The 24,807-nt window shown below is 62.7% G+C and carries 26 protein-coding genes, 2 tRNA genes and 1 pseudogene; 11 read left to right on the forward strand and 18 right to left on the reverse strand.

The features are described 5' to 3' along the window. Nucleotides 1–454: 454 nt before the first annotated feature. Both M3G19_RS10645 and M3G19_RS10650 read right to left on the reverse strand, forming a co-directional pair. Nucleotides 455–766, reverse strand: a complete 312-nt coding sequence (locus M3G19_RS10645; protein WP_259902615.1) for a metal-sensitive transcriptional regulator — start codon at nt 764–766, stop codon at nt 455–457. A 47-nt stretch (nt 767–813) separates the two neighbouring features. Then, nucleotides 814–2,775, reverse strand: a complete 1,962-nt coding sequence (locus M3G19_RS10650) for a heavy metal translocating P-type ATPase (protein ID WP_311198355.1) — start codon at nt 2,773–2,775, stop codon at nt 814–816. Nucleotides 2,776–2,805: 30 nt separating this feature from the next. Between M3G19_RS10650 and M3G19_RS11910 the strand changes: the two genes are divergently transcribed. Both M3G19_RS11910 and M3G19_RS10655 read left to right on the forward strand, forming a co-directional pair. After that, nucleotides 2,806–3,123, forward strand: coding sequence for a hypothetical protein (locus M3G19_RS11910; protein WP_311198356.1), 318 nt, complete (start codon nt 2,806–2,808; stop codon nt 3,121–3,123). A 188-nt stretch (nt 3,124–3,311) separates the two neighbouring features. Next, nucleotides 3,312–3,908 carry a YdhK family protein gene (locus tag M3G19_RS10655; protein WP_259902616.1) on the forward strand — a complete coding sequence of 199 codons (597 nt, stop codon included), beginning with the start codon at nt 3,312–3,314 and terminating at the stop codon, nt 3,906–3,908. Between the two features lie 93 nt (nt 3,909–4,001). On the opposite strand, the gene M3G19_RS10660 is transcribed toward M3G19_RS10655, so the two are convergent. Next, nucleotides 4,002–5,195 carry an Ig-like domain-containing protein gene (locus tag M3G19_RS10660; protein ID WP_259902617.1) on the reverse strand — a complete coding sequence of 398 codons (1,194 nt, stop codon included), beginning with the start codon at nt 5,193–5,195 and terminating at the stop codon, nt 4,002–4,004. Nucleotides 5,196–5,469: 274 nt separating this feature from the next. On the opposite strand from M3G19_RS10660, the gene M3G19_RS10665 reads away from it, so the two are divergent. The 3 genes from M3G19_RS10665 to M3G19_RS10675 all read left to right on the forward strand — a co-directional run bounded on the left by M3G19_RS10665 (nt 5,470) and on the right by M3G19_RS10675 (nt 6,843). Then, nucleotides 5,470–5,542, forward strand: a tRNA-Lys gene (locus M3G19_RS10665). An 82-nt stretch (nt 5,543–5,624) separates the two neighbouring features. Continuing rightward, nucleotides 5,625–6,209 carry a TIGR00730 family Rossman fold protein gene (locus M3G19_RS10670; protein ID WP_259902618.1) on the forward strand — a complete coding sequence of 195 codons (585 nt, stop codon included), beginning with the start codon at nt 5,625–5,627 and terminating at the stop codon, nt 6,207–6,209. Between the two features lie 22 nt (nt 6,210–6,231). Then, a complete protein-coding gene (locus M3G19_RS10675; RefSeq protein WP_259902619.1) occupies nt 6,232–6,843 on the forward strand; it encodes a nicotinamidase in 612 nt (203 codons plus the stop codon). 54 nt (nt 6,844–6,897) lie between these two features. On the opposite strand, the gene M3G19_RS10680 is transcribed toward M3G19_RS10675, so the two are convergent. Further along, a complete protein-coding gene (locus M3G19_RS10680) occupies nt 6,898–7,173 on the reverse strand; it encodes a DUF3618 domain-containing protein (protein WP_259902620.1) in 276 nt (91 codons plus the stop codon). 93 nt (nt 7,174–7,266) lie between these two features. Between M3G19_RS10680 and bcp the strand changes: the two genes are divergently transcribed. From bcp to M3G19_RS10700, 4 genes are all read left to right on the forward strand, one after another. Next, a complete protein-coding gene (gene bcp / locus M3G19_RS10685; protein WP_259902621.1) occupies nt 7,267–7,740 on the forward strand; it encodes a thioredoxin-dependent thiol peroxidase in 474 nt (157 codons plus the stop codon). A 58-nt stretch (nt 7,741–7,798) separates the two neighbouring features. Beyond that, a tRNA-Leu gene (locus M3G19_RS10690) sits at nt 7,799–7,883 on the forward strand. 44 nt (nt 7,884–7,927) lie between these two features. Beyond that, nucleotides 7,928–8,404: a hypothetical protein gene (locus M3G19_RS10695; protein WP_259902622.1), complete on the forward strand. Its 477-nt coding sequence runs from the start codon at nt 7,928–7,930 to the stop codon at nt 8,402–8,404. 10 nt (nt 8,405–8,414) lie between these two features. Then, entirely contained in the window at nt 8,415–8,810 is a 396-nt protein-coding gene (locus M3G19_RS10700) for a DUF3817 domain-containing protein (protein ID WP_259902623.1), read from the forward strand. 150 nt (nt 8,811–8,960) lie between these two features. On the opposite strand, the gene M3G19_RS10705 is transcribed toward M3G19_RS10700, so the two are convergent. The 10 genes and pseudogenes from M3G19_RS10705 to clpS all read right to left on the reverse strand — a co-directional run bounded on the left by M3G19_RS10705 (nt 8,961) and on the right by clpS (nt 16,153). Next, nucleotides 8,961–9,323, reverse strand: a complete 363-nt coding sequence (locus M3G19_RS10705; protein ID WP_259902624.1) for a hypothetical protein — start codon at nt 9,321–9,323, stop codon at nt 8,961–8,963. Nucleotides 9,324–9,387: 64 nt separating this feature from the next. Further along, nucleotides 9,388–10,014: an RdgB/HAM1 family non-canonical purine NTP pyrophosphatase gene (rdgB, locus tag M3G19_RS10710; protein WP_259902625.1), complete on the reverse strand. Its 627-nt coding sequence runs from the start codon at nt 10,012–10,014 to the stop codon at nt 9,388–9,390. After that, nucleotides 10,008–10,757: a ribonuclease PH gene (gene rph / locus M3G19_RS10715; RefSeq protein ID WP_259902626.1), complete on the reverse strand. Its 750-nt coding sequence runs from the start codon at nt 10,755–10,757 to the stop codon at nt 10,008–10,010. Before rph ends, rdgB begins: the two co-directional genes overlap by 7 nt. 26 nt (nt 10,758–10,783) lie before the next feature. Beyond that, a complete protein-coding gene (locus tag M3G19_RS10720; protein WP_259902627.1) occupies nt 10,784–11,557 on the reverse strand; it encodes an MBL fold metallo-hydrolase in 774 nt (257 codons plus the stop codon). A gap of 85 nt (nt 11,558–11,642) precedes the next feature. After that, nucleotides 11,643–12,458, reverse strand: coding sequence for a glutamate racemase (gene murI, locus M3G19_RS10725; RefSeq protein ID WP_259902628.1), 816 nt, complete (start codon nt 12,456–12,458; stop codon nt 11,643–11,645). Nucleotides 12,459–12,500: 42 nt separating this feature from the next. Further along, the gene (locus M3G19_RS10730; protein WP_259902629.1) at nt 12,501–13,010 is read right to left on the reverse strand and encodes a MarR family winged helix-turn-helix transcriptional regulator; all 510 of its coding nucleotides are present in this window, start codon (nt 13,008–13,010) and stop codon (nt 12,501–12,503) included. A gap of 408 nt (nt 13,011–13,418) precedes the next feature. Next, nucleotides 13,419–14,102, reverse strand: a pseudogene (locus M3G19_RS10735) (rhomboid family intramembrane serine protease); the annotation flags it as partial. Nucleotides 14,103–14,202: 100 nt separating this feature from the next. Continuing rightward, a complete protein-coding gene (locus tag M3G19_RS10740; RefSeq protein ID WP_259902630.1) occupies nt 14,203–15,222 on the reverse strand; it encodes a P1 family peptidase in 1,020 nt (339 codons plus the stop codon). Between the two features lies 1 nt (nt 15,223). After that, on the reverse strand, nt 15,224–15,763 hold the full coding sequence (locus M3G19_RS10745; RefSeq protein WP_210575497.1) for a DUF2017 domain-containing protein: 540 nt from the start codon (nt 15,761–15,763) through the stop codon (nt 15,224–15,226). A 63-nt stretch (nt 15,764–15,826) separates the two neighbouring features. Further along, complete coding sequence (clpS, locus tag M3G19_RS10750) at nt 15,827–16,153, reverse strand: ATP-dependent Clp protease adapter ClpS (protein WP_234958999.1); 327 nt, start codon at nt 16,151–16,153, stop codon at nt 15,827–15,829. Nucleotides 16,154–16,207: 54 nt separating this feature from the next. Between clpS and M3G19_RS10755 the strand changes: the two genes are divergently transcribed. Next, on the forward strand, nt 16,208–17,554 hold the full coding sequence (locus M3G19_RS10755; protein ID WP_259902631.1) for a nicotinate phosphoribosyltransferase: 1,347 nt from the start codon (nt 16,208–16,210) through the stop codon (nt 17,552–17,554). Continuing rightward, on the forward strand, nt 17,551–19,566 hold the full coding sequence (locus M3G19_RS10760; RefSeq protein WP_259902632.1) for an ATP-dependent DNA helicase: 2,016 nt from the start codon (nt 17,551–17,553) through the stop codon (nt 19,564–19,566). The genes M3G19_RS10755 and M3G19_RS10760 overlap by 4 nt, the downstream gene beginning before the upstream one ends. 6 nt (nt 19,567–19,572) lie before the next feature. Here M3G19_RS10760 and M3G19_RS10765 read toward each other — a convergent pair whose 3' ends face one another. From M3G19_RS10765 to nrdF, 4 genes are all read right to left on the reverse strand, one after another. Then, nucleotides 19,573–20,310, reverse strand: coding sequence for an aminoacyl-tRNA hydrolase (locus M3G19_RS10765; RefSeq protein ID WP_259902633.1), 738 nt, complete (start codon nt 20,308–20,310; stop codon nt 19,573–19,575). Then, the gene (gene serB / locus M3G19_RS10770; protein WP_259902634.1) at nt 20,310–21,560 is read right to left on the reverse strand and encodes a phosphoserine phosphatase SerB; all 1,251 of its coding nucleotides are present in this window, start codon (nt 21,558–21,560) and stop codon (nt 20,310–20,312) included. Before serB ends, M3G19_RS10765 begins: the two co-directional genes overlap by 1 nt. Before the next feature lie 97 nt (nt 21,561–21,657). Further along, the gene (ctaD, locus tag M3G19_RS10775; protein ID WP_259902635.1) at nt 21,658–23,493 is read right to left on the reverse strand and encodes a cytochrome c oxidase subunit I; all 1,836 of its coding nucleotides are present in this window, start codon (nt 23,491–23,493) and stop codon (nt 21,658–21,660) included. A 281-nt stretch (nt 23,494–23,774) separates the two neighbouring features. Beyond that, the gene (nrdF, locus tag M3G19_RS10780) at nt 23,775–24,779 is read right to left on the reverse strand and encodes a class 1b ribonucleoside-diphosphate reductase subunit beta (RefSeq protein WP_259902636.1); all 1,005 of its coding nucleotides are present in this window, start codon (nt 24,777–24,779) and stop codon (nt 23,775–23,777) included. Nucleotides 24,780–24,807: the final 28 nt, after the last annotated feature.

Below are 24,807 nucleotides of genomic sequence, written 5' to 3' on the forward strand. Positions count from 1 at the left end.
GCGTTTGGCGACTTTGATGACTGGTTCACCTTGATCGCGGACGGCTTTGACGATGGCGAGGTTGCGGTTCGGGCTGTTCATTTGTCAACGATGTCCCGACTGATCCCCGCATCGGCACCAGACGCGCGGGGGTAGCAGAAGGTGTCAACGATGTCGCGACTGAGGTGTCAACCATCACCCCGAAATGTTTCCGTCCCCTAAGTGTCAACCATGTCGCGACTGACCTGTCAATCATCAGGGACGCTCCCCCAGGCACACCGTGTCAACTATGTCATGACTTCAGACACCGTCAGCCACCCCAAAATGTCATCAGTCGCGACATCGTTGACATTTAAGTCGCGACATGGTGAACAAACCGGCGTCTTGGTTTTCATTTTTCCAAGGCGCCGGTTTTTGTCACTTAACCCGATTAGTCGCAATGGGCGCAGGAGGTTGGACGTCTGGCCCTGAGGATTTAGGAGCGGACGAGGCGGGCGATGGCGTCGGCGGCTTCGGCGAGTTTTTCTTCAGCTTCCGGCCCGTCGGTTTGAGCTGCACGGACGACGCAGTGGCGCATATGGTCATCGAGAAGGCTCAGCGCGACGTTGTTCAGAGCTGAGGTGATGGAACTGATTTGGGTGAGGATATCTATGCAGTAATTCTCTTCATCGATCATGCGATGAATCCCGCGGGCTTGGCCTTCAATGCGCTTCAATCGGGCCAGGTAGCGGTCTTTGTCACTGATATATCCGTGATCGGCGGGTTCAGCATGTGGGGTGGTGGTCATGGGCCTGCTTTCTTCGTGCACCAGCGTTGTCACAATATTTTCTCATGCTAGGCGTCTACGGTTTCGGGTGTCCGGTCCAGGGACCTAGCAACACTGGCAGCCGGGGTCAGATCCAAGCGGCGCAGCAGCTGGGCATTGAGGGCGACTACCACGGTGGAGGCCGACATCAGAATTGCACCCACGCTCATCGGCAGCATGAACCCGATCGGAGCCAGCACTCCAGCGGCCAGGGGGACGGCTGCGATATTGTAGCCAGCAGCCCACCACAGGTTCTGTTTCATTTTCCGGTAACTGGCCTCGGAGAGCTCAATTACGGATAAGACCGAGCGGGGATCCGAGGAAGCCAGAATGACCCCGGCCGAGCCGATGGCCACATCGGTGCCGGCACCAATGGCGATGCCCACATCGGCCTGAGCCAGAGCTGGCGCGTCATTGACCCCGTCACCGACCATGGCCACTTTGCGGCCCTCAGCTTGAAGTTCTGCGACCTTGGCGGCCTTATCTTCGGGCCGGACCCCAGCAAAGACTCGGTCAATACCCAGCTCTTCGGCCACGGTCTCGGCCACGGCTTGGGCATCACCGGTGATCATCACGACCTGGACGCCGTGGGCATGCAGGGCATCCACGGTGTCACGGGATTCGGGTCGGATTTCATCGGCTAGACGCAACGCGCCAATAACTTGGCCATCTTCCAGCACGTGAAGAATGATCGCGCCTTCGTCGCGCCACTGCTCAGCAATCGCTATCTCATCTTGGGAGTGTTGTTCTAACAGGTAAGGGCCACCGACTTCAATGACCGTGCCATTGACCGTTGCTTTGACGCCCACAGCTGGGGAAGATGAAAAATCACTGGTGCCAGGTACGTCGAGGTTGCGGGCCCGGGCCGCGCCGACAATGGCCTGCGCTAGGGGGTGCTCGCTGTCGGATTCAGCAGCGGCGGCCAACGCTAACACCTCATCTTTGGTCCGATCACCCACGGGATGGATCGCGGTGACGGTGGGCTCACCTTTGGTCAGGGTGCCGGTTTTATCGAATAGTACCGAATCCACGTTGCGCATCGATTCCAGTGCCAAGCGATCTTTGATCAACACCCCACCACGAGCCGCACGCTCGGTGGCAATCGATACCACCAACGGAATTGCGAGGCCCAAGGCGTGAGGGCAGGCAATGACCAGCACCGTAATGGTGCGTACTACGGCGGCGTCGGGCATACCCAGTATGGACCACACCAGCGCAGTAATTACCGCAGCCCCGAAGGCGAACCAGAACAACCAACCGGCGGCGGTGTCGGCAATGCGTTGGGCTTTGGACGAGGAGGATTGGGCATCGGCGACCAGTTTCTGGATCCCCGCCAGCGCGGTGTCATCTCCAATGGCGGTGACTTTGACCCGCAGCCCGGAATCCGTGGCCACAGTGCCGGCCACGACGTGGTCGTCCGGGCCGCGTCGGACGGTTTTGGATTCCCCGGTGACCATGGATTCATCCATGGAGGCACTACCATCGACGATCTGGCCATCGGCCGGGACCGCAGATCCAGGACGGACAATGACGACATCTCCAACGACCAGCTCCGCCGGAGCGACGGTGACAACGTCATCGCCGTCGACCTTCTCGGCTTCATCCGGCAGCAAGGCGGCCAGGGAGTCTAAGGCGGAAGTGGTTTGGGCCAAGGACCGCATTTCAATCCAGTGGCCTAACAACATAATGACCACCAGTAGCGCCAGTTCCCACCAGAAGTTCAGCTCGTAATCCAAGATGCCCAGGGTCGCACCCCAGGAGGCAATGAAGGCCACCGTGATTGCTAACCCGATAAGCAGCATCATGCCGGGTTGTCGGGACCGGATCTCGGAGACGGCCCCCGTCAAGAAAGGCCGGCCACCCCAGAAATAGATGATTGTGCCCAGGATCGGCGACACCCACCACACCCAGGCCGTGTCAGGTAATTGATAGCTCAACAGGTCGGCGAACATCGGGTTGAACGCGACCACTGGAATTGCCAGCACCAACATGATCCAAAATAACCGCCGGAACTGTCCGACATGATCCCCATGGTCCCCGTGGCCATGTCCGGCATGGCCGCCGTGTATCTCGTGGCCGGAATGGTGTTGGCCCTCCTGGCCGTGCCCGCCCGCGCCGTGTTCGTGATGCTCATGCCCGTCGTGCCCCATGGCGCCAGCTTGGCTGGCTTGATGATCCCCATGGTGGACGGCGGTTTCAGTAGCGCGCGCCTGTTGATGCGCAATGTGGTGTTGGGGGTGATGGTGGTCGCGTTCAACCATGTCAGAAGCCTTTCCGAGGAGGTGATTGTGAAATATTTCCGCGTCCGAAGAGCTGGGCGATATCCATCGAGCGTGTAGCGCCTCGCGAGAACTTGCGGGCTCATGCGCTCGTCGGGCTGGGTGATGGTTTCGTACTAGACACGCGACGCACGTTAACCCGCCGCCTCGACAGCCCATCTTAGTCCGCTTGCTATATACCCTATACCCCTATAGGGTTCAGTTTCAATGGATGGCATCCCGTCCACCCCGGAATGACAGGAGCACTGATGAACAAACTGACCCAGATAACTCGACTTACTCTCGTAGCTGCAGTAGGCACCTTGGCTCTGACTAGCTGTGCCGGAGCCGGTGACGACGAGACTGCCCCAGAATCCGCGCCCACCCAAGACCAGGAGCAGACCGATACCCCCAGTTCCGATACGCAGGCCCACGATCATGACCCGGATGGCGGTCCAGCACCGTCGGGAATGAAAGAAGCCACCGATCCCACATATGCTGTCGGCGAATCTGTGATCCTCAACGCCGACCACATGCCCGGCATGGATGGCGCTGAAGCCACCATCTCTGGCGCATTTGATACGACCACTTATTCTGTGAGCTACACGCCCACTGATGGTGGCACCCCTGTGACGGACCACAAGTGGGTCGTCCACGAAGAACTCGAAGGCCACGGCGAAGCGCCGCTTGAAGCAGGCAGTCAAGTCATTTTGAACGCCGATCACATGCCTGGAATGAAGGGAGCAGAAGCCACCATAGATAGCTCCACCGACGAAACCGTCTACATGGTCGATTTCGAGATGGACGGCATGGAGATGACCAATCACAAATGGGTCGTGGAAAGTGAAATCCAACCCCGCAACTAAGGCACCGATATAAAAGCACCCGTGATAAAAGCACCCTGTGCAATTCCTCTCCGCGAGGATCCGCACAGGGTGTTTTGCGTCGGCCTGGTCCCGTTAGCCTTCGTCGGCGTTGCCGGCCTTGATCGTCTCCCAATCGAGGTTCCAGTAACCGAGGCCGTCCAAGCCCGACAGAGTTTCGCCGGAGGTGTTAACCACCTCGACCGGGTCGCCCTGCTTGACGTAGTTCATGAACCACTGAGCGTCCTCCGGCGTGGCGTTGATGCAGCCGTGGGACTGGTTGTAGCTGCCCAGCGCACCGATCGCCCACGGCGCCGAGTGGACGTAGATGCCGGACCAGGACAACTGCGTGGCGTAGTTGACGTTCGTGCGGTACCCGCCGCTGTCGAGGGACAAGCCGAACGTGGTGGAATCCATCGTCATGGACTCATTCCGGTCACCGACGACGTACATGCCGTTCGGGGTAGCGAATTCACCGTCGCGGCCGAGGGAGACCGGGAAGGACTTCACCTCTTCGCCGTTACGGTAGACAGTCAGCGTCTTCGTGTTGTCGTCCACGAGCGTTTCCACCAGGTCGCCGACGGTGAAGGTGGACGAGGCGTCCTCCGCGCCGTAGATGCCGCCGCCGAGGTCCTTGCCGTAGATATCGGACTTCACGGTCACCTCAGTGCCGGGCTCCCAGTATTCCTTCGGACGCCACACCAAGTGATCCGGGTCGATCCAATAGAACGCGCCCTCAGTGTCGTTCGACGTCTCGATGGTGATGGCATCCTGCGCCGCCTGACGGTCGCCCGGCGCGATATCGAAGTAGAAGTTGACCGCGTGGGCGACACCGACTTCAGTCCCGTCCATCGGCCCGATATAGGCGTGGGTCTGTCCGTCCGGCACGACGGTGGTGAACACCGACTGCGAGGTCTCGCCATGCGCAGTGACAGCCTCCACCGTGTATTGGCGGCCATAGCCGAGCGGCTCCGCCGTGGTCCATTCCGTCTTGTCCCCGTTGAACTCGCCCTCGACCTCTTTGCCTTCTTCATTGGTCATGGTGACCGTTTCAAGGCCGTCCGGCGAGGTCACGGTCACAGGCTCAACCGGTTCCACTCCCTCGGCACCGTCCTCGACGGAGATGACCGCCGGGTCATGCTGCTCCGACTCCTGCTCCGTCGCTTCCACAGACTCTGCAGCGGTTCCCGGACGGTCGATCGTGCACGCGGCCAACGCCCCGCCTGCAAGTACGACAACCGCCCCAGCAGCGATGATCCGACGCACTCGCGCCACCGTGTTCTCAGTCATTGTGCAACCACGCAACCCTTGAATCCGCTATGAAGATGCCTATATTCCCCAACGCAATGTGTTCTCACCATATAGGTCGCACTGACCCTAAAGCCAGTTACACACGCCGAGGTCGGGGGCAAGATTAAGCACCCCTGCACCCCTACTGCAACGCACTTTGCGCCATGGGTGTTCCATTACGCTATACCCCACCATGAACCAGCCCTGTGACCAGGCGATTTCACCCATTAGAAACAAGCTGCTATATTTTCTTCTCGTTGCCTTCCACGGCAAGGCGCCATTAGCTCAATTGGCAGAGCAACTGACTCTTAATCAGTGGGTTCGGGGTTCGATTCCCTGATGGCGCACACTACAGCCAGGTCACACGGTGAAAGCCGGGGCCTGGCTTTTAGTTTGCGCGCATGTCTGCGACGGCTACATTGGAAAAACGTGATCGCTACGCCGCACTCCCCCATTACCGCAGTCACGGTCTTCGCCGGCGCGCGCGAGGGCGTGGACGACTCCATGACCACGGCCGCGTACGGCTTCGGCACGGCGCTGGCACGCCACCGGATTGCGCTTGTTTACGGTGGCGGCAGGCTGGGCATGATGGGCGCGGTCGCCCAGGGGGCGATCGACGCGGGCGGAGAGACCATCGGCATCATGCCGGAGCATCTGTCGCAGCATGAGATCGCGCACACGGGGCTTTCAGAGCTCGTCATCGTGGACACGCTCGCGGAGCGCAAACGCCTCATGAACCAGCGCTGCGACGCATTCGTCGCGCTTCCCGGAGGTGCGGGCACACTCGATGAGCTTTTCGACGAATGGACCAACCAGCAACTCGGCCTCCACCAAAAACCGATCGGGCTTCTTGGCGCAGACTTCTGGAAGCCGCTGACGGCGATGATCGACCACATGGTCGCGGCCGGCTTCATCCGGCAGGCCGACCGGGACAGCCTGATCGTCGCCGACGATCCGGATGAGCTCATCGCCGCGCTGGGACAGTGGACTCCGCAACCACCCCGTTGGGGCTAGAAAACGCTGTACGCTGGGATTTATGGATACGAAGAACCAAGCTGACACCGATGACACCACTAACCAGAGCAGAGCGCTCGTCGTCGTCGACGTGCAAAATGATTTCTGCCCCGGTGGTGCACTCGGCACCGCGCGCGGCGATGAAGTCGCCTCCAAGATCCAGGCGCTCATCGCCGAGGGTGACAACCGCGGCTACGACTACAGCCACATCGTGGCAACGCAGGACTGGCACATCGACCCGGGCGCGCATTTCTCCGACAACCCCGATTTCGTGGACTCGTGGCCAGTCCACTGCGTCGCCGAGTCCGAAGGCGCGGCGCTGCGCGGACCGATTGCGGACATCGCCTTCGACGAGTTCTTCCGCAAAGGCGAGTACGAGGCGGCGTACAGCGGGTTCGAGGGGGCGTCGATAAGCGAAAAAGCTCTTCTCGCGGATTGGCTGCGTGCGCGCGGCATCAGCGACATCGATGTCGTCGGCATCGCGACCGACCACTGTGTGCGCGCGACTGTGCTCGACGCGCTGAAGGAAGGCTTCAGCGTGCGCGTGCTGCGCGCCATGTGCTCGCCTGTCGACGACGCGCGTGGCGATGCCGCCCTCGAGAAGATGCAGTCCGCCGGCGCTGAACTGGTGTAAAACGAAACGCGCTGCTCCCTTGTCCAGGGAACAGCGCGCATGTCCGCGGGCCGCTTAGCGCTGCGACAGCAGACGCTGCAGCTCCTTGAGCTCCTTCTTCTTCTTGCGCTTATTCGCAGAGCTGATCACGATGAGCGCGGCGATGGCGATACCCACGCCCGCGAGAATCTTCTGCACGTTGTCATCCTGCAGCTTCGCGGTAGCCTGCTTCTTCGCGTCATTGACCAGGTTCTCCGGACGGGTGCGGTCCGCCAACTCGTCGATGGTGGCGGCGAGGTTGCCGCGGGTGCGCTCAATATCGCGCTGAATGTCGTTGATGTCTCGTGCCACTTTTACTCCCAGATCGAACTGTTTGAACGGTAATGAAGCTGATAAAGCTTTTGTCTCGCTCCCACAGTACTTGATGTCGCTACAGTGGCGTGCATGACCGAAGCAACACGTTTGAACGAAGGCGACAAAGCCCCCGCATTCTCCCTGCCCAACGACAAAGGCGACACCGTTTCGCTGGCGGACTATGCCGGCAAGCGCGTCATCGTGTACTTCTACCCCAAGGCCAATACCCCGGGCTGCACCACAGAGGCATGCGATTTCACGGAGAACCTCTCTGAATTCGAGGACGCTTCCGTCTCCGTGGTGGGCATCAGCCCCGATTCGCCCGAGAAGCTGGCCGCATTCCGCGCTGACCACGATCTGACCATTGAGCTGCTCAGTGACGAGTCCAAGGAAGTCATGACCGCCTACGGCGCCTTCGGTGAGAAGAAGAATTACGGCAAGATCGTCCAGGGTGTCATCCGCTCGACCTTCCTCGTCGGTGCCGACGGCACCATTGAGTCCGCCCAATACAACGTCAAGGCCACGGGCCACGTCGGGCGCCTTCTGCGCGACCTCGACCTCTAATTCGCGCAGTCTGTTTTTCTGCGCTGGCGGGCAAGCGGTACACTGTGAACCGCTTTAAGCGCCCGTGGCGGAATTGGCAGACGCGCTGGATTTAGGTTCCAGTGCCGTAAGGCGTGTGAGTTCAAGTCTCACCGGGCGCACCAATCAAACTTTTGGGGGATTCGGCGCGCTTGCTAGAATGCGGAGCGTGAGCAACGCAGCGGCAGACCCCCAGGGCGGGGAGACGGCCAGCGGCGCCGACACCGCGCATGACGCCCCGAAACGGGAGCGCCGGCAGGTCCGCGCCTGGCATGTTCTGCTGCTCGTCGCCGCCGTCATTACCACCCTGCTGCTCGCCCGCTGGCAGTGGATGCGGTTCCAATCCGGCACTGGGTCGCTCCAGAACCTCGGCTACGCGATGCAGTGGCCGTTCTTCGGAGCTTTCCTCGTCTTCATCTACCGCGCCGGTATGCGGATGGAGAACGAGAAGATCGACGCGGAGAATTCCGGCGACAAGATGCAGGCGCTCTATGAGGCTGATAAGGCCGCGTTCGGCGACCCCGGCGAAGTGACCGAGATCGACGAGGATTTCCTGCCCAGCCGGCCCACGATGGGCATTGACGAATACAACGCACGCTTCGCTCCACGACGCGGCACGACAGATCACAACGGATCAGATAGGTAGGACACGCACCATGACTGATAAGCCCGCAAGTACCTCGGTACCGACGAGTGCTCCCGGGGGTGCAGCTTCACCGCGCGTCCACCCGGAGCGTCAGCGCCGCGTGCGCACCGCCCTGCGGCTGTTCTCCGTCGCCGCGTGGGTGACGGGTGTGCTTCTGCTTCTGCTGTGCACCCGCATGATCATGGAGTACGGCTTCCACATGGATGTGAGCCTGCTCAGCTGGGTCGCAACCCTCCACGGCTGGGTCTACGCCCTGTTCCTGCTGGCCACGCTCAACCTGGGCATGAAGGCCCGCTGGTCCACGAGCCAGTGGATCATCACCGCCATCGCCGGTGTCGTGCCGTTCCTCTCCTTCTTCGTCGAGGCGTGGCGCCGCCGGGAAGTCGTTGAGGAATTCGACCTCTAGGGAGGAGTGCCGGCCTGTCCTATGCCGAGTCCCCTATGCGATGTTGAAATTCAGTCGACTGCGACCTGGGCTTTTCTACATCGCATAGGGCCTAGCGCATAGTGCGCTCAGCCGCCGACACCGGCAGCTGCTACAAGCGCCCCAGCGCGGTTACTCGGATACGCGGGTGAGAACGAGGATGTCCTTGGCGTCGCCGCCGTCCGGGGTCAGGGTGAGCGACTCGTCGGTCTGCTCCATGTCGTACTTCAGGTCCTTGCCGGTGTCGACATCGGCGAGCTTGATGGAATCGCCGCTTTCTTCACAGCGCGCGGTCTTGGTCTCGCCAGTCGCGGTGTCGGTCACCGACCACTTGCAGTCGCCGCCGTCAATCTCCAGGGAGACATTGCCTGCGGCCGCACCGGTCTCGGAGTCCTGGCCGGTGCCCTCCCACGTACCATCGAGGGAATTGCCGCAAGCGGTCAGCAGACCAGCGGACATGACGGCGGTAGCAGCAAGGACGAGTTTCTTATTCATATTCGGTAAGGCTCCTTCTAAGCACGCTTATTGACGTTTACGTTCAGCCCTACCGACCCTACCCCTATTCCGTCTGCGCCAGTTCTGCGATACGCGGCGCCAGCTCACGCAGAGCTTTCCCGCGGTGGGAGCGGGAGTTCTTCTCCTCCGGGGTGAGCTGCGCTGAGGAACGTCCCGGCGCGTCGGCGGGGGCGAAGAGAGGATCGTAGCCGAAGCCGCCTTCACCGCGTGGTTCGCGAAGCAGTGCGCCTTCCCAGCGTCCCTCCGCGGTGAATTCTTCGCCGTCGGGTGTGACGAGGGCGCAGCAAGACACAAAAGCCGCACCGCGGTGCTCATCGTCGATATCGCTCGTCTGGGCGAGCAGCAGCTCGTTATTGGCGTCGTCGTCGCCATGACGTCCGCACCAGCGAGCGGAGAGAATCCCCGGCATGCCGTTCAACGCGTCGACGGCGAGGCCTGAATCATCCGCCACGCACACCAGTCCTGTCTGCTTCGCGCCTTCGCGAGCCTTGATCAAGGCGTTTTCCGCGAAGGTCAGACCATTTTCCACCGGCTCGTCATAAGAAGGAACATCCTTGAGGGAGACGAGCTCGACACCGGAGACCCCGAGCTCACTCAGGACGGTCTCGAGCTCTTTGAGCTTCTTCGCGTTGCCAGAGGCGACGAGGACTTTCAGCGTGCCAGCTACCATCCCAGCGCCGCCTTCTGCGCCGCGATCAGTTCGCTGCAGCCCTTCTCCGCTGCATCCAGCATGGCGTCCAACTGCTCCCGGCCGAACAGGCCGTGCTCGCCGGTGCCCTGCACTTCGACGAAATTGCCGGATTCATTCATGACCACGTTCAGGTCGACTTCGGCGCGGGAGTCTTCCTCGTAGGGCAGGTCGAGGCTCACTCGGCCGTCGACAATTCCCACGGAGACCGCTGCGACGGGCGGCAGCAGTGGCTCACCGGGGACGAGCTCGCGCTCCTTCAGGTGGGCGATGGCATCCGCCAGCGCGACGTAGGCACCGGTGATGGACGCAGTGCGGGTTCCTCCGTCAGCCTGCAGCACGTCGCAGTCGAGCTGAATCGTGTTCTCGCCCAGCTGCGACAGGTCCACCGCGGCGCGCAGAGAACGGCCCACCAGGCGGGAGATCTCGTGGGTGCGGCCCTTGACCTTCCCCTTCATCGATTCGCGCGGCATGCGCTCATGCGTCGCAGACGGCAGCATGGCGTATTCGGCGGTGAGCCAGCCCTCACCCGAATCCTTCTTGAAGCGGGGCACGCCCTCCTCCGCGCTCGCGGTGCACATGACGCGGGTGTCGCCGAATTCGACGAGCACACTGCCCGCCGGGTTCGAGGTGAAACCGCGGGTGATGCGCACCGGGCGCATCTCGTCGAGGGCGCGGCCGTCCGCGCGGACAAAAGGTTCTTGCGGGGTATTCGCTTCAGTCATGGGACCGAGCCTACCGCCCCCGCTACTTAGACCTCGTAGACGTCCTTCGCGTCGCCGATGACGATCTCGCCGTCGAATTCCTCGGCGGCGGCGCGGCGGGTCGCTTCCTTGTCGCTCCACGGCTGAATGTGGACGAGCACCAGCTTTTTCACCCCTGCTTCGCGAGCAACGCGGCCGGCTTCTCGGCCGGACATGTGCATCCCGACAGGAGTGTTCTCATTCGTCTCCGGCCCCCAGGCGGCTTCGCAGAGGAAGAGGTCGGCGTCACGTGCTGCGTCGATAAGCGTCGGCGTGAACGCGGAATCGCCGGAGAAAGCGATGACCTTGCCCGACTCCCTGTGCTCGACGCGCAGCGCCTGCGACTCCGCGGCCGGGTGGACCACGGGGAACGGAGTGACGGTCACCGCATCGATCTCGAGGGGCTGACCGGTCCACGTGTGGACATCAAAAGTGTCCGAAATATCGTCGATATCGTCTGGGCCATTCGAACCCAAGCGGCCGAGGTGCTCCGCCGCATAGCTCGGGCCAGCGAGAATATGGCGACGGCGAGCTGGAGCCGTCGGGTGAAAACGGCGCCAAATGATCAGCGACGCAGTGTCAGAGCAGTGATCGGCATGCAGATGGCTAAACACCAGATGCGCATCCGACGGGTCCGCGACCTCCTGAAGGGCGGCCAGCGCGCCCGGGCCGAAGTCCATCAGAATGCCAGGCTGTCCTTCTTCCGCGTTGATCAAGTAGGACGAGCCGGGATTGCCAGGGGCAGCGAGCGACCCTGTGCAGCCGAGAACTGTCAACTTCATGGCCTTACTCTGCCACGAAAACGGGTGAAAATCGAAACAAAAGTGAGGATTTAGATACCGTGTCGGGCGTGGTGTTTCTCACCACTTATTGGGCGTCATGCGTGACGGCGGACATCTGCGGGCCGAGGAAACGGGAGGCGAGACGCTCGAATGTCTCCGGGTCGCCGGTGGACTCGAATGTGCGCGTCGGCGTGTGGTCCGGGTCGGCGAACATGTCCTTTTCCGTGAGCACGCGCAGCACGTCCTTCGCGGTCTCCTCCGCGGACGAGACGAGCGTGACACCGTCACCTATCGCCAGCTGGATCACGCCAGACAACAGCGGGTAGTGGGTACAGCCGAGCACGAGCGTATCGACGCCCGCTGCCTGCAACGGCTCCAAATACCCCTGCGCCACCCCGAGGATCTGGCGCCCCGAGGTGACTCCCCTTTCGACGAACTCGACGAATGCCGGGCAGGCCGCCGCGGTGACCTGGACGCCCGATGCGATGGAAAACAAGTCTTGGTAGGCGTGGGAGCGGATCGTGGCCTGGGTGCCGATGACTCCGACCTTGCCGTTGCGCGTTGTGGCGATCGCACGACGCACAGCCGGCTGGATCACCTCGATAACGGGGACGTCATAACGCTCGCGCGCATCGTGCAAAAACGCGGCAGACGCGGTGTTGCACGCGATCACGATCATCTTGCAGCCGCGCTCCACCAGCTCATCGGCAATGGCAGTGGCATGCTGCCTGACATCCGCGATCGGCTTCGGGCCGTACGGTCCGTTCGCGCCGTCGCCGATATACATGATGGACTCGCCGCCCAGCTGGTCCATCACCGCGCGCGCCACCGTCAGGCCGCCGAAGCCTGAATCGAAAATACCGATGGGCGCGTTATTGTACTCGCTGTTCAACTCAACCACGGTGAGGAATTCTACCGCGGCAGCCAACCAGCGGCGAGGCCCCTAGGCTGCGCCCGTGGCGGTCAGCTCAGCGCGATTGCGGGCACTCGGCGTGGTCTCTCCCGCCAGCGCGGCGTTAATGCGCTCGAGCGCGGACGAGAAGACCTCAAGCTCACTGTCGGTCAGGTTGTCGAAGAAAATGCGGCGCAGCTCCTCGATATAACCCGGGTGGCCCGCCTGAACAGCACGCTGGCCGGCCGGGGTGAGCGCCGCGAAGGTGGCACGGCCGTCATTCGGGTCCGGGATGCGGGCGACGAAGCCCTTCTTCTCCAGGCGCGTGATCACACGCGACAGGTGGGACAGAGACATCGCCGTCGCCTCGGACAGGTCCGTCATGCGGCGGGACGCATTCGGGCTTTCGCTAATTTTCAGCATCGCCTGGAATTCGAAGTAGGTGACGTCCGCGTCGCGCTTCAACGTGGCGTCCAGGGTGATCGGCAGCTGCATATGGCACGCCCACATGCGCGCCCAGGTATCCGCCTCGCGGGCAGTGAGAGTCTCCATGTTTTCCATGGAACTTAGATTAACTTAAGGTTTAAGAATTTTCTAACGCAACACGGAGAAGTACCCCAAGCACCCCCACTGACCCGTATTGACTCAATTCAGATCACACCAGTGGCATTAAGTAATCACTTAGGTTGTCCGGAAAGTGATAGCGGTAGTTTTATTTCTCCTGGAAGCGAGTGGCACAAAAAGCGGGGCGCTGGCGGGTTCTCCACGCGCCAGCGCCCCCTTGACTCGTTACGGTTACGAGCCTGGCGGGCCGTAGAACGGCCCCGGCTGAGAGCCGGACCCCGGCGGGTTGAAGGACGACTGCGACTGCGACCCAAACTGGACACCGGTGGTATGCGTCCCGGGCTGCTGTGGCGAGCCCGGCTGTGCCTGGGGCTGTGCCGTCTGAGCAGCCTTGGCCTTGGCCGCCTTCTTTGCCTCACGCTTGGCGCGCAGGTGTGGCGGATCATCGGAGGTGATAATCATGCCCGAGGCGATTCCGCCGATGGCACCGAAGAGGTGGGCTTGCCAGCTGATGCCTTCATCGATGGGCAGTACGCCCCACACCAGACCCGAATACATCAGACCCAGCACCACACCAATGGCGATCTGGCCGCCGGAACGGTTGAAGATGCCGCGGACCAAAAGGTATGCCAGCCACCCGTAGACCAGCATCGATGCACCGACGTGATTCGTGCCGGGACCGCCGAAGAGCCATGTGCCCAATCCACCGATCATCACTACGAAAGCGGTGACCTCCCAGAACACGCGGTGCCCCGAGCAGCCGATCAGGAACGCGAAGATCGCGCCCGGCAGTGTATTGGAGATCAGGTGCTCGAAATTCACGTGCAGGATCGGCGACGTGAAGATGTGCGGCAGGCTTGCCGGTTCGAGCGGGTGAATACCGAAGTAGACGAGGTTGCCGCCGAAGATGACCAGGCTGATCAAGTGGACGAGCCAGATGACTCCGACGTACCCTACCGCGTACAGCAAGCCGCGCTTCAACTGCGCGCGGCGCGTGTGTTGCGACGGGCGCGGCTGAGTGGCCGTGCTGAAGCCGCCGGGCTGCCCCGGTTGGCCGAACGACCCGAACTGGCTGGACTGGCCGGGCATACCGGATTGACCAGCCTGCGCGTAAGGATTGTGCGGCGGTTGCTGGTTCGAGGAGTTCTGCGATGAGGAATACGGGTTGTAGCTCATGGTTCCGTTCAGCTTAATTGGCTCCAGCGGCAATGTCGCTCCACGCCGCGATATCGTGCCCGGGTGAAGCGGCGGCGACGGCATCGACGATGGCGCCCTCCACGCAGCGCGCAGAGGCGTCGCACAAAGCGTAATACAGGTCGGGGTCGCGATCAGCGGGACTCGTGGCGGAGTATTTCTCGGCCACGGCTGTCGACACCGCGAAAAGTGTGTCGCCGTCTAGCGGCGAATGCGACGGCCGCACTGCCCGGGCAATGCCGTCGTGACCGGTCATGGCCAAGCGTTCCAGCTGTGCCTGCGGGAGCGGACAGTCGGTGGCGATGAGGCCGATCGTGGTGTTCAGCTTCGGCTTCGGACGCTCCAGGGTAGTGAACCGCTCCAAATCCACCGGTGGGCGGGACGGGTCGCCATAGAAACACCCGCTCACCGGATCAATGACACTGCCGAGCGGATTCGCCACCACGAGCGCCGCGACTGTGTATTCAGTCCCGTCTTCACCAGCGACCGTCGTCTGCGCAGTGCCCACTCCCCCGCGCAACACGCCGGCTGTCGCGCCGCACCCGGCGCCGACACTGCCGGATTCAGCTGCCTGCTCACCGTCGAGCGCCGCGCGCACAGCCGCAGCACCGTCTTCCGGGCCGGGCCGGTGATGAGGATCGCCGACCACCAGGTCGAAGATCACTGCGGCGGGAACGATCGGCACGCGCGGGCCAGGCTGGTCGTCCCCGAAGACAGCGAAGCCGAGGCCGCGCGATTCCAGTTCGCGCATCGCGCCGTCGGCTGCCGCGAGACCGAAAGCGGAACCGCCGGAAAGCACCACGGCGTGAATGCGCTGGACGGTGTTGTGCGGATCGAGCAGATCCGTCTCCCGCGTGCCGGGACCGCCGCCGCGCACGTCCACGGCACCCACCATTCCAGCACCATCAGCGGAGACGAGGGCTGTCACGCCGGTGTCGTCCAGGGAGACATGCCCGACACGGAGACCGAGGATGTCGAACACTCCGTGAGCCAGTGGCGCTGGTTTCTCCACCACGTTATTCCCCCATCAGGGCTTGCAGCAGAGAGTCTTGGCAAAACGCCAGCCATTCGACCAGGTTGTCGCGGTCCTGTTCCGCAGCCTCGTTCTTCGCATCAGCAGATGCAACGAAGAGGCGCATGTCGTTGAGCGCGGCGATAACGCGGTGGGCGTCTTCTTCCTCAATGGTGACGGCGACACCGCCGGTGGGGCCCAAGGCTTCGTTGATCACCTGGAGGTTGGTCAGCTTCGCCTTGATGATGTCGTTTTCGTGCAGGCTGCGCAGCAAAGAATTATCGCCGTCGAATTCCTCGTCGCCTTCGCGCTCGAAATCGGGCAGCAGGCGTGCCAAGGAGGGATCCTCCGGTGCCTCACTGTGTCCGGACGGCATGTCCATCATCGCGGCCAGCTCGTCCTTCGGTGCGGACTGCGCGCGCTGGATCAGGGTCTCGGAAACCGTGGCAGTCAGGTCGCCGATGACTTCGCGCTCCATCGGGTCAAACACGGTGCTGTAACGCGGGCCGCGCATGAGCCCTTTCTTCCGCCGCCACGGCTGCATTTATTCGCCTCTTCCTCGAACCAAATCGTTGTCTCTTGCCAAGTGCCGTTCCTAAACCGGCAACTAGCCGGCCTGCTGCATCGTGGCCCACAGGCCTGCGGTGTGCAGCTTCTTCACGTCGCCTTCGACTTTGTCTTTTTCGCCGGAGGAGACGACGGCCTTGCCTTCGGTGTGCACCTGCATCATCAGCTCTTGGGCGCGCTTGCGGCCATAACCGAGCACGGTCTGGAAGACGTAGGTGACGTAGCTCTGCAGGTTCACCGGGTCATCCCACACAATGCACATCCACGGCAGGTTCTCGGCGACATCGACATCGACGTCGATATCCTCGTCGAGCTCAGGCGTTGCCATTGGGGAGCCCATCCGAATCTCGCGTGTGACACCAGTCATAAGCCCAAGGGTACTAGACTTCCGCAGCCCGCTGCACCGACTAGTGTTGTCCCCATGACTACGCCCGAGTCGGACATCACGTCCACCGACCACCAGACCTCGACCGCCTTTTTGACGGACATGTACGAGCTGACCATGCTCGACGCCTCAATGAAGGACGGCACCTATTCACGGGACTGTACCTTCGAAGTCTTCGGCCGCAAGCTGCCGAATGAGCGGCGCTACGGAGTCGTCGCCGGCACAGGCCGCTTGATCGAGGCCGTGCGCAAATTCCGCTTCACAGAGGAGCAGATCGCCACGGCGGATTTCTTGAGCGAGGAGACGAAGGACTTCCTGCGCAATTACCGCTTCAGTGGGCAGATCGACGGCTACCGGGAAGGTGAACTCTATTTCCCGTACTCCCCGATCCTGACGGTGCGCGGCACCTTCGCGGAGTGCTGCATTCTCGAGACGGTGATCTTGTCCATCCTCAACTCCGACTCGGCGATCGCCACGGCGGCCTCCCGCATGGTCACCGCAGCAGATGGACGTCCCATCATGGAGATGGGTTCGCGCCGCACGAACGAGCAGTCGGCGGTGACGTCCGCTCGTGCCGCCTACATCGCAGGCTTCGACTCCACGTCCAATATGGAAGCCAGCCTGCGCTACGGCATCCCCGCTGCGGGCACTGCGGCGCATGCATGGACGCTGCTCCACACTGACCCGGACGGCACGCCGAATGAAAAGGCCGCGTTCAAGGCGCAGATCGATTCGCTCGGCGTGGGCACGACGCTGCTGGTGGACACTTACGACATCACCCAGGGCGTGGCCAATGCGATCGAGGTCGCCGGTCCAGAGCTCGGCGGTGTGCGCCTTGATTCGGGCGATCTGGGCATCATGTCCCGGCGCGTGCGCGCGCAGCTCGACGGCCTGGGCGCGTACAACACCAAGATCATCGTCTCCAGCGACCTCGATGAATTCGCCATCGCGGGTCTGCGCGGCGACCCGGTCGACGGCTTCGGCGTGGGCACTTCCGTGGTCACGGGCTCGGGTACCCCGACCGCGGGCTTGGTGTACAAGCTCGTCGAGGTCGACGGCGTTCCTGTGGCCAAGCGTTCTTCCGGCAAGCAGATGAAGGGCGGCGCGAAGAGCGCCGTGCGCACGTACCGCAGCACGGGCGTCGCTGTGGACGAGATCATCTACCCGCAGTCGAATCCGCCGGAGAACCCGACGGCCCTCGACTACCGGGAGCTCGTCATTCCGCTCATGCGCGACGGCGAGATCGTCGACGGCCAGGAAGATTTGGAAGCTTCCCGCGAGCACCTGGCCAAGCAGCGCGAGACTCTGCCGTGGGAGGGCTTGTCCCTGTCCCGCGATGAACCGGCGGTGCGCACCCGACTCATTGGTTTCCCTGAAGAGTGACGGGCGCAGAGGCAAACAGCGGGAAGGAACAGGACGCGGACCAGCCGCTGTCGCTGTCCACCGAGGAGCTTCTCGACGCCGCCGTTGACGCCCTCGGCGGTTCCCGCCGGCCCGGCCAGATGGCGATGGCGCAGGCGGTGTCGACCGCGCTTGATTCGGAGCGGCACCTCGCTGTGCAAGCGGGCACAGGCACCGGTAAATCGCTTGCCTACCTCGTTCCGGCGATCCGCCATGCCCAGGCGACGGATTCGACGGTGATCGTCTCCACCGCGACTCTCGCACTGCAGCGCCAGCTCGTGGAGCGCGACCTCCCCCGCCTCGTCGAAGCGCTCGAACCGAAACTGCCGCGCACGCCGACATTCGCGATCCAAAAGGGCCGCTCCAATTATCTGTGCCTGAATAAGCTCACGGTCGAGCAAGAGGCACCGGAAGCGCTCATGGATACCGACGAGGTCTCGTGGCTCGGCGGGCACATCAAACGCGTCCACGAATGGGCCGACGAGACCGAAACTGGCGACCGCGACGAGCTCGAGCCGGGCGTGCCGGATATAGCGTGGCGCCAAGTGTCCGTCACCGCGAACGAGTGTCTGGGAGCCACGCGGTGCCCGCACGGCGAGGAGTGTTTCGCCGAGGCGGCACGTCGTCGCACGCAGGACGTCGATATCGTGGTCACCAACCACGCGCTGCTCGCCATCGACGCGATGTCGGACGTGAATATCCTCCCCGAGCACGAGGTGGTCATTATCGACGAGGCGCACGAGCTCGACGGCCGCGTCACCTCCGTGGCCACCAACGAACTCTCCGCACGCGCACTCACGCTCGCCGCGCGCCGCGCCGGGAAGCTCAAGGCCACGGCCGAGCAGAAGAAGCTAGAAGAGCTTATCGACGACTTCTCCGCCGTCCTCGACCTTGAGACCCCCGGCCGCTGGGAGACGATTTCCGATCCTGCCCGCGCCTCCTTCGCCGCCGTGCGCGATGCCCTGTGGCGTACCCGGGAAGCGATTGCCCGTGCGCCCGAAGGCGAATCGACGAATGACCCTGAGACCTTCGCCGAGCGGGAAAACCTGAAGAACCACCTGCAGGAGCAGCACGATTCGCTCGTGCGCATTCTCGAGGTCTTCGACGAAGAAGACCCGGCGGAGCATTTCGACGTGGTGTGGCTGACCCGCTCGGAGCGCTACGGCGATTCTGTGGCCGTAGCTCCCCTGTCGGTCGCAGGTTTGCTGCGCGAGCGGCTCTTCACCGAGCAGACCGTCGTGCTCGCCTCCGCGACGCTGGCGGTAGGCGGCAATTTCCGCGCTATGGCAGCCAACTGGGGCTTGCCCGACGGCAGTTGGGACAGCCTCGATGCCGGGACGCCTTTCGATCCGCGCACCAGCGGCATTCTCTACACCGCGAAGCACTTACCGCCGCCGGGCCGCGACGGCCTGCATAAAGAGACGTTGGACGAAATGGCCGAGCTCATCACTGCTGCCGGCGGGCGCACGTTGGGGCTGTTCTCGTCGAAACGCGCTGCGGTCGAAGCGGCCGATGCGCTCCGTGCCCGCCTGCCTTTCGATATTTATGTCCAAGGCGACGACTCCATCGGTGCGTTGGTGAAGGAGTTCACCAACAGCGAGAACTCGTGCCTGTTCGGCACGCTGACCTTGTGGCAGGGCGTGGATGTCCCGGGCAGCTCGCTGTCCCAGGTGATCATCGATCGCATTCCTTTCCCCCGCCCCGACGACCCGCTGCTGCAAGCGCGCAGCAATGCCGCTGATGCCGCTGGGCGCTCGGGTTTCATGGAGGTCTCTGCCACGCACGCCGCGCTTCTCCTCGCGCAAGGCACCGGGCGTTTGCTGCGCAGCACCACCGACCGTGGAGTCGTGTCTGTTCTGGACAGCCGCTTGGTGACGAAGCGCTACGGCCAGTTCCTCCGCGCGTCCCTGCCCGATTTCTGGCAGACCACCGACCCCGAAGTCGTCCGCGGCGCACTGAGGCGGCTGACCGCCCCGCAAAAGGGCGGGAAGTAGAAGGCCCTAGGCGTATTTCCCCGGCAGTGCCACGACGGTGACCGAGCCGGGTGCGACCTCAGTGAATCCGCTGTCCTGCACCGCAACAGCTGCCGGATCAGAAGCGAGCTGCGCGAACTTCTCGTGAGAGACCTCACGCACCTGCAGCGGGAAACCGTCCGCGGCCCACGCAGCGGCGCTCTCCGGGGTCATTGCCGCAGCGAGCAGCATCGAGCCGTGCCCGGCCTGCGCCGCAGCCTTGCCCGCGGACATCTCCAAGGAGGCATCGACGGCGATGAGTGGAAGTGAGGCATCGAGTACTTCCGGTTCATCGAAGGGCAGGTCCGTGCCGCGGATCTGCAGCTTGGAGATCAGGTGCGGCACATCGGCCACAGCCGAGGGAATGAATGCGCGCGCAGACGCCGTGCCGACCGTCGCCGTGCAGCCGGGCAACGCCTGCACGTTCTCCCACCCGGCACCACGTGCCCGGCGGGCGATCTTGCGGATGCGGTGGCCGTACCACTGCCCCAGCGCGTCGTGCCACGCACCGTCTTTTCCCGCGCGCGGGTCAAGACACACAGCCACGACCGCCTGCGCAGCTGCGGCGAGCAGGTCTGTCCGCTGCGGAGGCTCCGCTTTCGGCACGTGAAGCGCGATCTGCATCGCCTGCACCGTCTGCGGGTCATCAGGATCCTCCCCGCCGCGTTCCGGGGAAGAAAGGGAGTGGGAGAGGAACGAGTAGGCGTCGATAAGCTCGCTGCCCATCAATCGAGCGCGACCTTGCCGTCGATCCCCTGCTCTTCATTGAGCACGTCGATCTCATGGCGCGGAACGCCCATGATGTAAAGCACCGAATCGAGGAACGGGTGCGTCACCGCGGTATCCGCGACCTCGCGCAGCGCCGGCTTCGCGTTGAACGCGACGCCCAAGCCCGCCTCCGTGATCATGTCGATGTCGTTCGCGCCATCGCCCACAGCGACCGTCTGCGACATGCGCAAGCCCGAATCCGCGGCGAATTCCGCGAGGAAATCAGCCTTCGCACGCCTATCGACGACCGCCCCGATCACCTCGCCAGTCAACTTCCCGTCCACGATCTCGAGCGTGTTGGCGCGCACGTAGTCGAGCTGAAGTTCTTCCGCCATCGGCTCGAGCACTTGAATGAATCCGCCGGAGACCACTGCTGTGCGGTACCCCATCTGCTTCAGCGTGCGGATCGTCGTGCGCGCACCCGGCGTGAGCTCGATATCGCGGGCGACCTCGTCGATCACTTTCGCGTCCAGCCCCGCCAGCGCCTTGACGCGCTCACGGAGCGACTCCTCGAAATCGAGCTCGCCGCGCATCGCGCGCTCCGTCACCGCAGCGACCTCTTCCTCACGTCCCGCGTGCGCGGCGAGCATCTCGATGACCTCGCCGGTGATCAACGTCGAATCGCAATCGAAGCACACCAGGCGCTTCGAGCGGCGGGCCAGACCTGCGCGCTCGATCGCGATGTCCACACCCAGCCCCGACGACAACCCCGCCAAGGCCTTGCGCACCGTGTGGCTGACCTCGTCGCCCTGGCCCGGAATGGTGATGGAAAGCTCCAGACCAGTCACCGGATAGTCGGAGATCCCGCGAATGCGGTCGATATTCGCCCCGAAATCCGCCAGCGTGCGGCCAATCTCCGACACAGCCTCCGCCGTCACCGGGTCCCCCAGCACCACCACCGCATGCGTGGAACGCTTCCGCTGCGGAGCCAAGGACTCTTCATCCGTCTCAATCAGCACCGAGTGGTCCGACAGTTCTGAGGCCGCCTCGAGGTCGCGGCGCAGCACTTCCACCGACGAGGGTTTCACACCGGCGAAGGCCGCCAGCGCCAGCCGGCCGCGAAAATTCGCCTGCTCCGCATCGAGCAGTTGCACCCCGTGCTGAGACAAAATGGCGAAGAATGCCGCCGTCACTCCCGGGCGGTCCGCACCCGTTAAGGTGATCACGGCGTAATGGAGACCAGGCTGCAAGGCGACGGCATAACTCATGGATACAAAATTACAGCACGAAACCCCGCACCACTTGGTCTGTGGTGCGGGGCTTTCAATCAGGAGCGGCTTTTCGCAGCCGCTGAACCGTCAAACGCTAGTCGGTCACCTTGGTGGAACCCGACGCAGGGCGGCCGGTGGTCGCCGTCTCGGTGCGCACGGTCTTAGCGGAGCGGGTCGCACGACCATCGGTCTCGCCCGGGGTCGTTGCCTCGGAACGCGGATCGTGGTGGCCGGCGTGAGCCTCACGGCGCATGGTCTCAACCATGTGCGGGTAGTGCAGCTCGAAGGCCGGACGCTCAGAGCGGATACGCGGCAGGGACTCGAAGTTGTGTCCCGGAGGCGGGCAAGAGGTCGCCCACTCGAGGGAGTTGCCGTAGCCCCACGGATCGTCGACAGTGACGACCTCGCCGTAGCGCCAGGACTTGTAGACGTTCCAGATGAACGGCAGGAACGCGATACCCAGAATCAGGGAGCCGACGGTGGAAATCTGGTTGAACAGCGTGAAGCCGTCCGAATCCAGGTAGTCGGCGTAGCGACGCGGCATGCCCATGTTGCCCAGCCAGTGCTGGATCAGGAACGTCATGTTGAAGCCGATGAAGGTCAGCCAGAAGTGCCACTTGCCCAGAGTCTCGTCGAGCATGCGGCCCGTCATCTTCGGGAACCAGAAGTAAACGCCGGCGCACGATGCGAACACCACGGTACCGAAGAGGGTGTAGTGGAAGTGCGCAATCAAGAAGTAGCTGTCAGCCAACTGGAAGTCCAGCGGCGGGGAGGCCAGCATGATGCCGGTCAGACCGCCAAACAGGAACGTAGCCAAAAAGCCCATCGCCCAGACCATCGGGGTCTCGAACGTCAGGTGGCCGTTCCACATCGTGCCGACCCAGTTGAAGAACTTCACACCGGTCGGAACAGCAATGAGGAAGGTCATGAACGAGAAGAACGGCAGCAGAATCGCACCGGTGACGTACATGTGGTGCGCCCACACAGCCATGGACAGGCCGCCGATGGCCATGGTCGCGAAAACGAGGCCGATGTAGCCGAATACCGGCTTACGGGAGAAGACCGGAACAACCTCGGAGACGATGCCGAAGAACGGCAGCGCGAGGACGTAGACCTCCGGGTGGCCGAAGAACCAGAACAGGTGCTGCCACAGGACGCCGCCGCCGTTAGCCGGATCGAAGATGTGTCCGCCGAGCTTACGGTCGTACAGGACACCGAGAGCAGCCGCGGTCAGCAGCGGGAAGATCATCAGCGCGATGATGGACGCGACGAAGATGGTCCAGGTGAACGCCGGCATGCGGAACATGGTCATGCCCGGCGCACGCAGGGTCAGGACAGTAGACACCATGTTGATGGCGGACGCCAGGGTACCGATACCGGTAGCACCCACACCCAGGATCCACAGATCAGCGCCCACACCCGGGGTGTGGATGGCGTCTGCCAGCGGCAGGTACATGGTCCAGCCGAAGTCGGCTGCGCCACCCGGGGTGAGGAAGCCAGACAGCATTGCGAGAACACCGGCCTGGGTGATCCAGAAACCGAAAGCGTTCAAGCGCGGGAACGCCACATCCGGTGCGCCGATCTGGAGCGGCAGCACGAAGTTAGCGAAACCCCAGACGATCGGGGTACCAAACGCCAGCAGCATCACCGTGCCGTGCAGGGTGAACAGCTGGTTGAACTGTTCGTTGGACAGGAATTGCAGACCCGGGGAGAAGAGCTCCGCGCGGATGAGCAATGCCATCAAGCCACCGGCAAAGAACCACACGAAGGACATGATGATGTAGAACACGCCCAGCTGTTTGTGGTCTGTGGTGGTCAGCAGGTCATAAAGGCGGGTGCCTTTACGCGCCTTTCCGGTCGGCTCCGGCCGGACCGGGGCGGCAACATCGGTACCAGCCGTGTTGTCGAGCCGTGGTGCCACAGCAGTCATTCGTTTCCTCCTGATTGAGACTCAGCTGTGCCTCGCCTCCGGCGATCCGATGACCCCGGTGGCACCCCAAGCAGGCGCATGGGTAGGCGCAACTAGTACCGCTTCATCTTAACGGTCGCCCCAGCCAAAATCCAGACATCACAGGCCACACCCATAATGACCATGACACCTGCTTGGTTCGGCCTTTTCTGATTGACCCCGGATTGGGGAGAGCGGGCCGCGCAACCACGCGACCCGCTCTTGTTAATGCGAATTGATGTATGAAATTTGAGGCTGGACTACTAGAAGTCCCAGTCGTCGTCCTGGGTGTCCTCGGCCTTGCCGATGACATAGGACGAACCCGAGCCGGAGAAGAAGTCGTGGTTTTCATCGGCATTCGGGGACAGGGACGCCAGGATCGCCGGGGACACACGGGTCTCGTCGACCGGGAAGAGCCCCTCGTAACCCAAGTTGTTCAGTGCCTTATTCGCGTTGTAGCGCAGGAAGCGCTTCACGTCCTCGGTCCAGCCCAGCGGATCGTAGATGTCCTCGGTGTACTGGCACTCGTTGTCGTAGAGATCGTAGAGCAGATCGAAGGTGTATTCCTTCAATTCGTCCTTGCGCTGCTCGCTCTCCCCTGCCAATGCGCGCTGGTACTTGTAGCCGATGTAGTAGCCATGCACCGCTTCGTCGCGGATGATCAGACGAATAATGTCAGCGGTATTGGTCAGCTTGGAGTGCACCGACCAATTCAGCGGCAGGTAGAAGCCGGAGTAGAAGAGGAAGGACTCGAGCATCACGGAGGCGATCTTGCGCTTCTGCGGGTCGTCGCCCTCGTAGTAGCTCAAGATGATCTTCGCCTTGCGCTGGAGGTACTCGTTCTCCTCCGACCAGCGGAACGCGTCGTTAATCGAGGGAGTGTCCGCAAGGGTCATGAAGATATTGGAGTAGGACTTCGCGTGCACCGACTCCATGAAGGCGATGTTGGTCAGCACCGCCTCCTCGTGCAGCGAATTCGCGTCCGGCAGCAGCGAGACCGCGCCGACGGTGCCCTGGATCGTGTCCAGCAGCGTCAGGCCAGTGAACACACGCATCGTGGCCTGCTTCTCATCGTCGGTAAGCGTGTTCCAGCTCGGGATATCGTTGGACACCGGAATCTTCTCCGGCAACCAGAAATTGCCCGTCAGGCGGTCCCAGACTTCCAGGTCCTTGTCGTCGGGAATGGAATTCCAGTTGATCGCCTTGATCGGTTTGTCGTGGGCGGCCAGGTACGAGTCGTATTCATGCGCGTCAGTCACGCAGATCATCCTATCTATTTGCAGGGAAAACGTCGGG

It is taken from the genome of Corynebacterium sp. p3-SID1194, from assembly GCF_025144155.1.
Classification (GTDB): Bacteria; Actinomycetota; Actinomycetes; order Mycobacteriales; family Mycobacteriaceae; genus Corynebacterium.

Excerpts from the sequence above, each read along its gene's own strand:
- M3G19_RS10645 (WP_259902615.1), bottom strand. The coding sequence starts at position 766 with ATGACCACCACCCCACATGCTGAACCCGCCGATCACGGATATATCAGT.
- M3G19_RS10650 (WP_311198355.1), bottom strand. The coding sequence starts at position 2,775 with ATGTTGGTGCTGGCAATTCCAGTGGTCGCGTTCAACCCGATGTTCGCC.
- M3G19_RS11910 (WP_311198356.1), top strand. The coding sequence starts at position 2,806 with ATGATCCCCATGGTCCCCGTGGCCATGTCCGGCATGGCCGCCGTGTAT.
- M3G19_RS10655 (WP_259902616.1), top strand. The coding sequence starts at position 3,312 with ATGAACAAACTGACCCAGATAACTCGACTTACTCTCGTAGCTGCAGTA.
- M3G19_RS10660 (WP_259902617.1), bottom strand. The coding sequence starts at position 5,195 with ATGACTGAGAACACGGTGGCGCGAGTGCGTCGGATCATCGCTGCTGGG.
- M3G19_RS10675 (WP_259902619.1), top strand. The coding sequence starts at position 6,232 with ATGGATACGAAGAACCAAGCTGACACCGATGACACCACTAACCAGAGC.
- bcp (WP_259902621.1), top strand. The coding sequence starts at position 7,267 with ATGACCGAAGCAACACGTTTGAACGAAGGCGACAAAGCCCCCGCATTC.
- M3G19_RS10700 (WP_259902623.1), top strand. The coding sequence starts at position 8,415 with ATGACTGATAAGCCCGCAAGTACCTCGGTACCGACGAGTGCTCCCGGG.
- M3G19_RS10705 (WP_259902624.1), bottom strand. The coding sequence starts at position 9,323 with ATGAATAAGAAACTCGTCCTTGCTGCTACCGCCGTCATGTCCGCTGGT.
- rdgB (WP_259902625.1), bottom strand. The coding sequence starts at position 10,014 with ATGGTAGCTGGCACGCTGAAAGTCCTCGTCGCCTCTGGCAACGCGAAG.
- rph (WP_259902626.1), bottom strand. The coding sequence starts at position 10,757 with ATGACTGAAGCGAATACCCCGCAAGAACCTTTTGTCCGCGCGGACGGC.
- M3G19_RS10720 (WP_259902627.1), bottom strand. The coding sequence starts at position 11,557 with ATGAAGTTGACAGTTCTCGGCTGCACAGGGTCGCTCGCTGCCCCTGGC.
- M3G19_RS10730 (WP_259902629.1), bottom strand. The coding sequence starts at position 13,010 with ATGGAAAACATGGAGACTCTCACTGCCCGCGAGGCGGATACCTGGGCG.
- M3G19_RS10745 (WP_210575497.1), bottom strand. The coding sequence starts at position 15,763 with ATGCAGCCGTGGCGGCGGAAGAAAGGGCTCATGCGCGGCCCGCGTTAC.
- clpS (WP_234958999.1), bottom strand. The coding sequence starts at position 16,153 with ATGACTGGTGTCACACGCGAGATTCGGATGGGCTCCCCAATGGCAACG.
- M3G19_RS10755 (WP_259902631.1), top strand. The coding sequence starts at position 16,208 with ATGACTACGCCCGAGTCGGACATCACGTCCACCGACCACCAGACCTCG.
- M3G19_RS10765 (WP_259902633.1), bottom strand. The coding sequence starts at position 20,310 with ATGGGCAGCGAGCTTATCGACGCCTACTCGTTCCTCTCCCACTCCCTT.
- serB (WP_259902634.1), bottom strand. The coding sequence starts at position 21,560 with ATGAGTTATGCCGTCGCCTTGCAGCCTGGTCTCCATTACGCCGTGATC.
- ctaD (WP_259902635.1), bottom strand. The coding sequence starts at position 23,493 with ATGACTGCTGTGGCACCACGGCTCGACAACACGGCTGGTACCGATGTT.
- nrdF (WP_259902636.1), bottom strand. The coding sequence starts at position 24,779 with ATGATCTGCGTGACTGACGCGCATGAATACGACTCGTACCTGGCCGCC.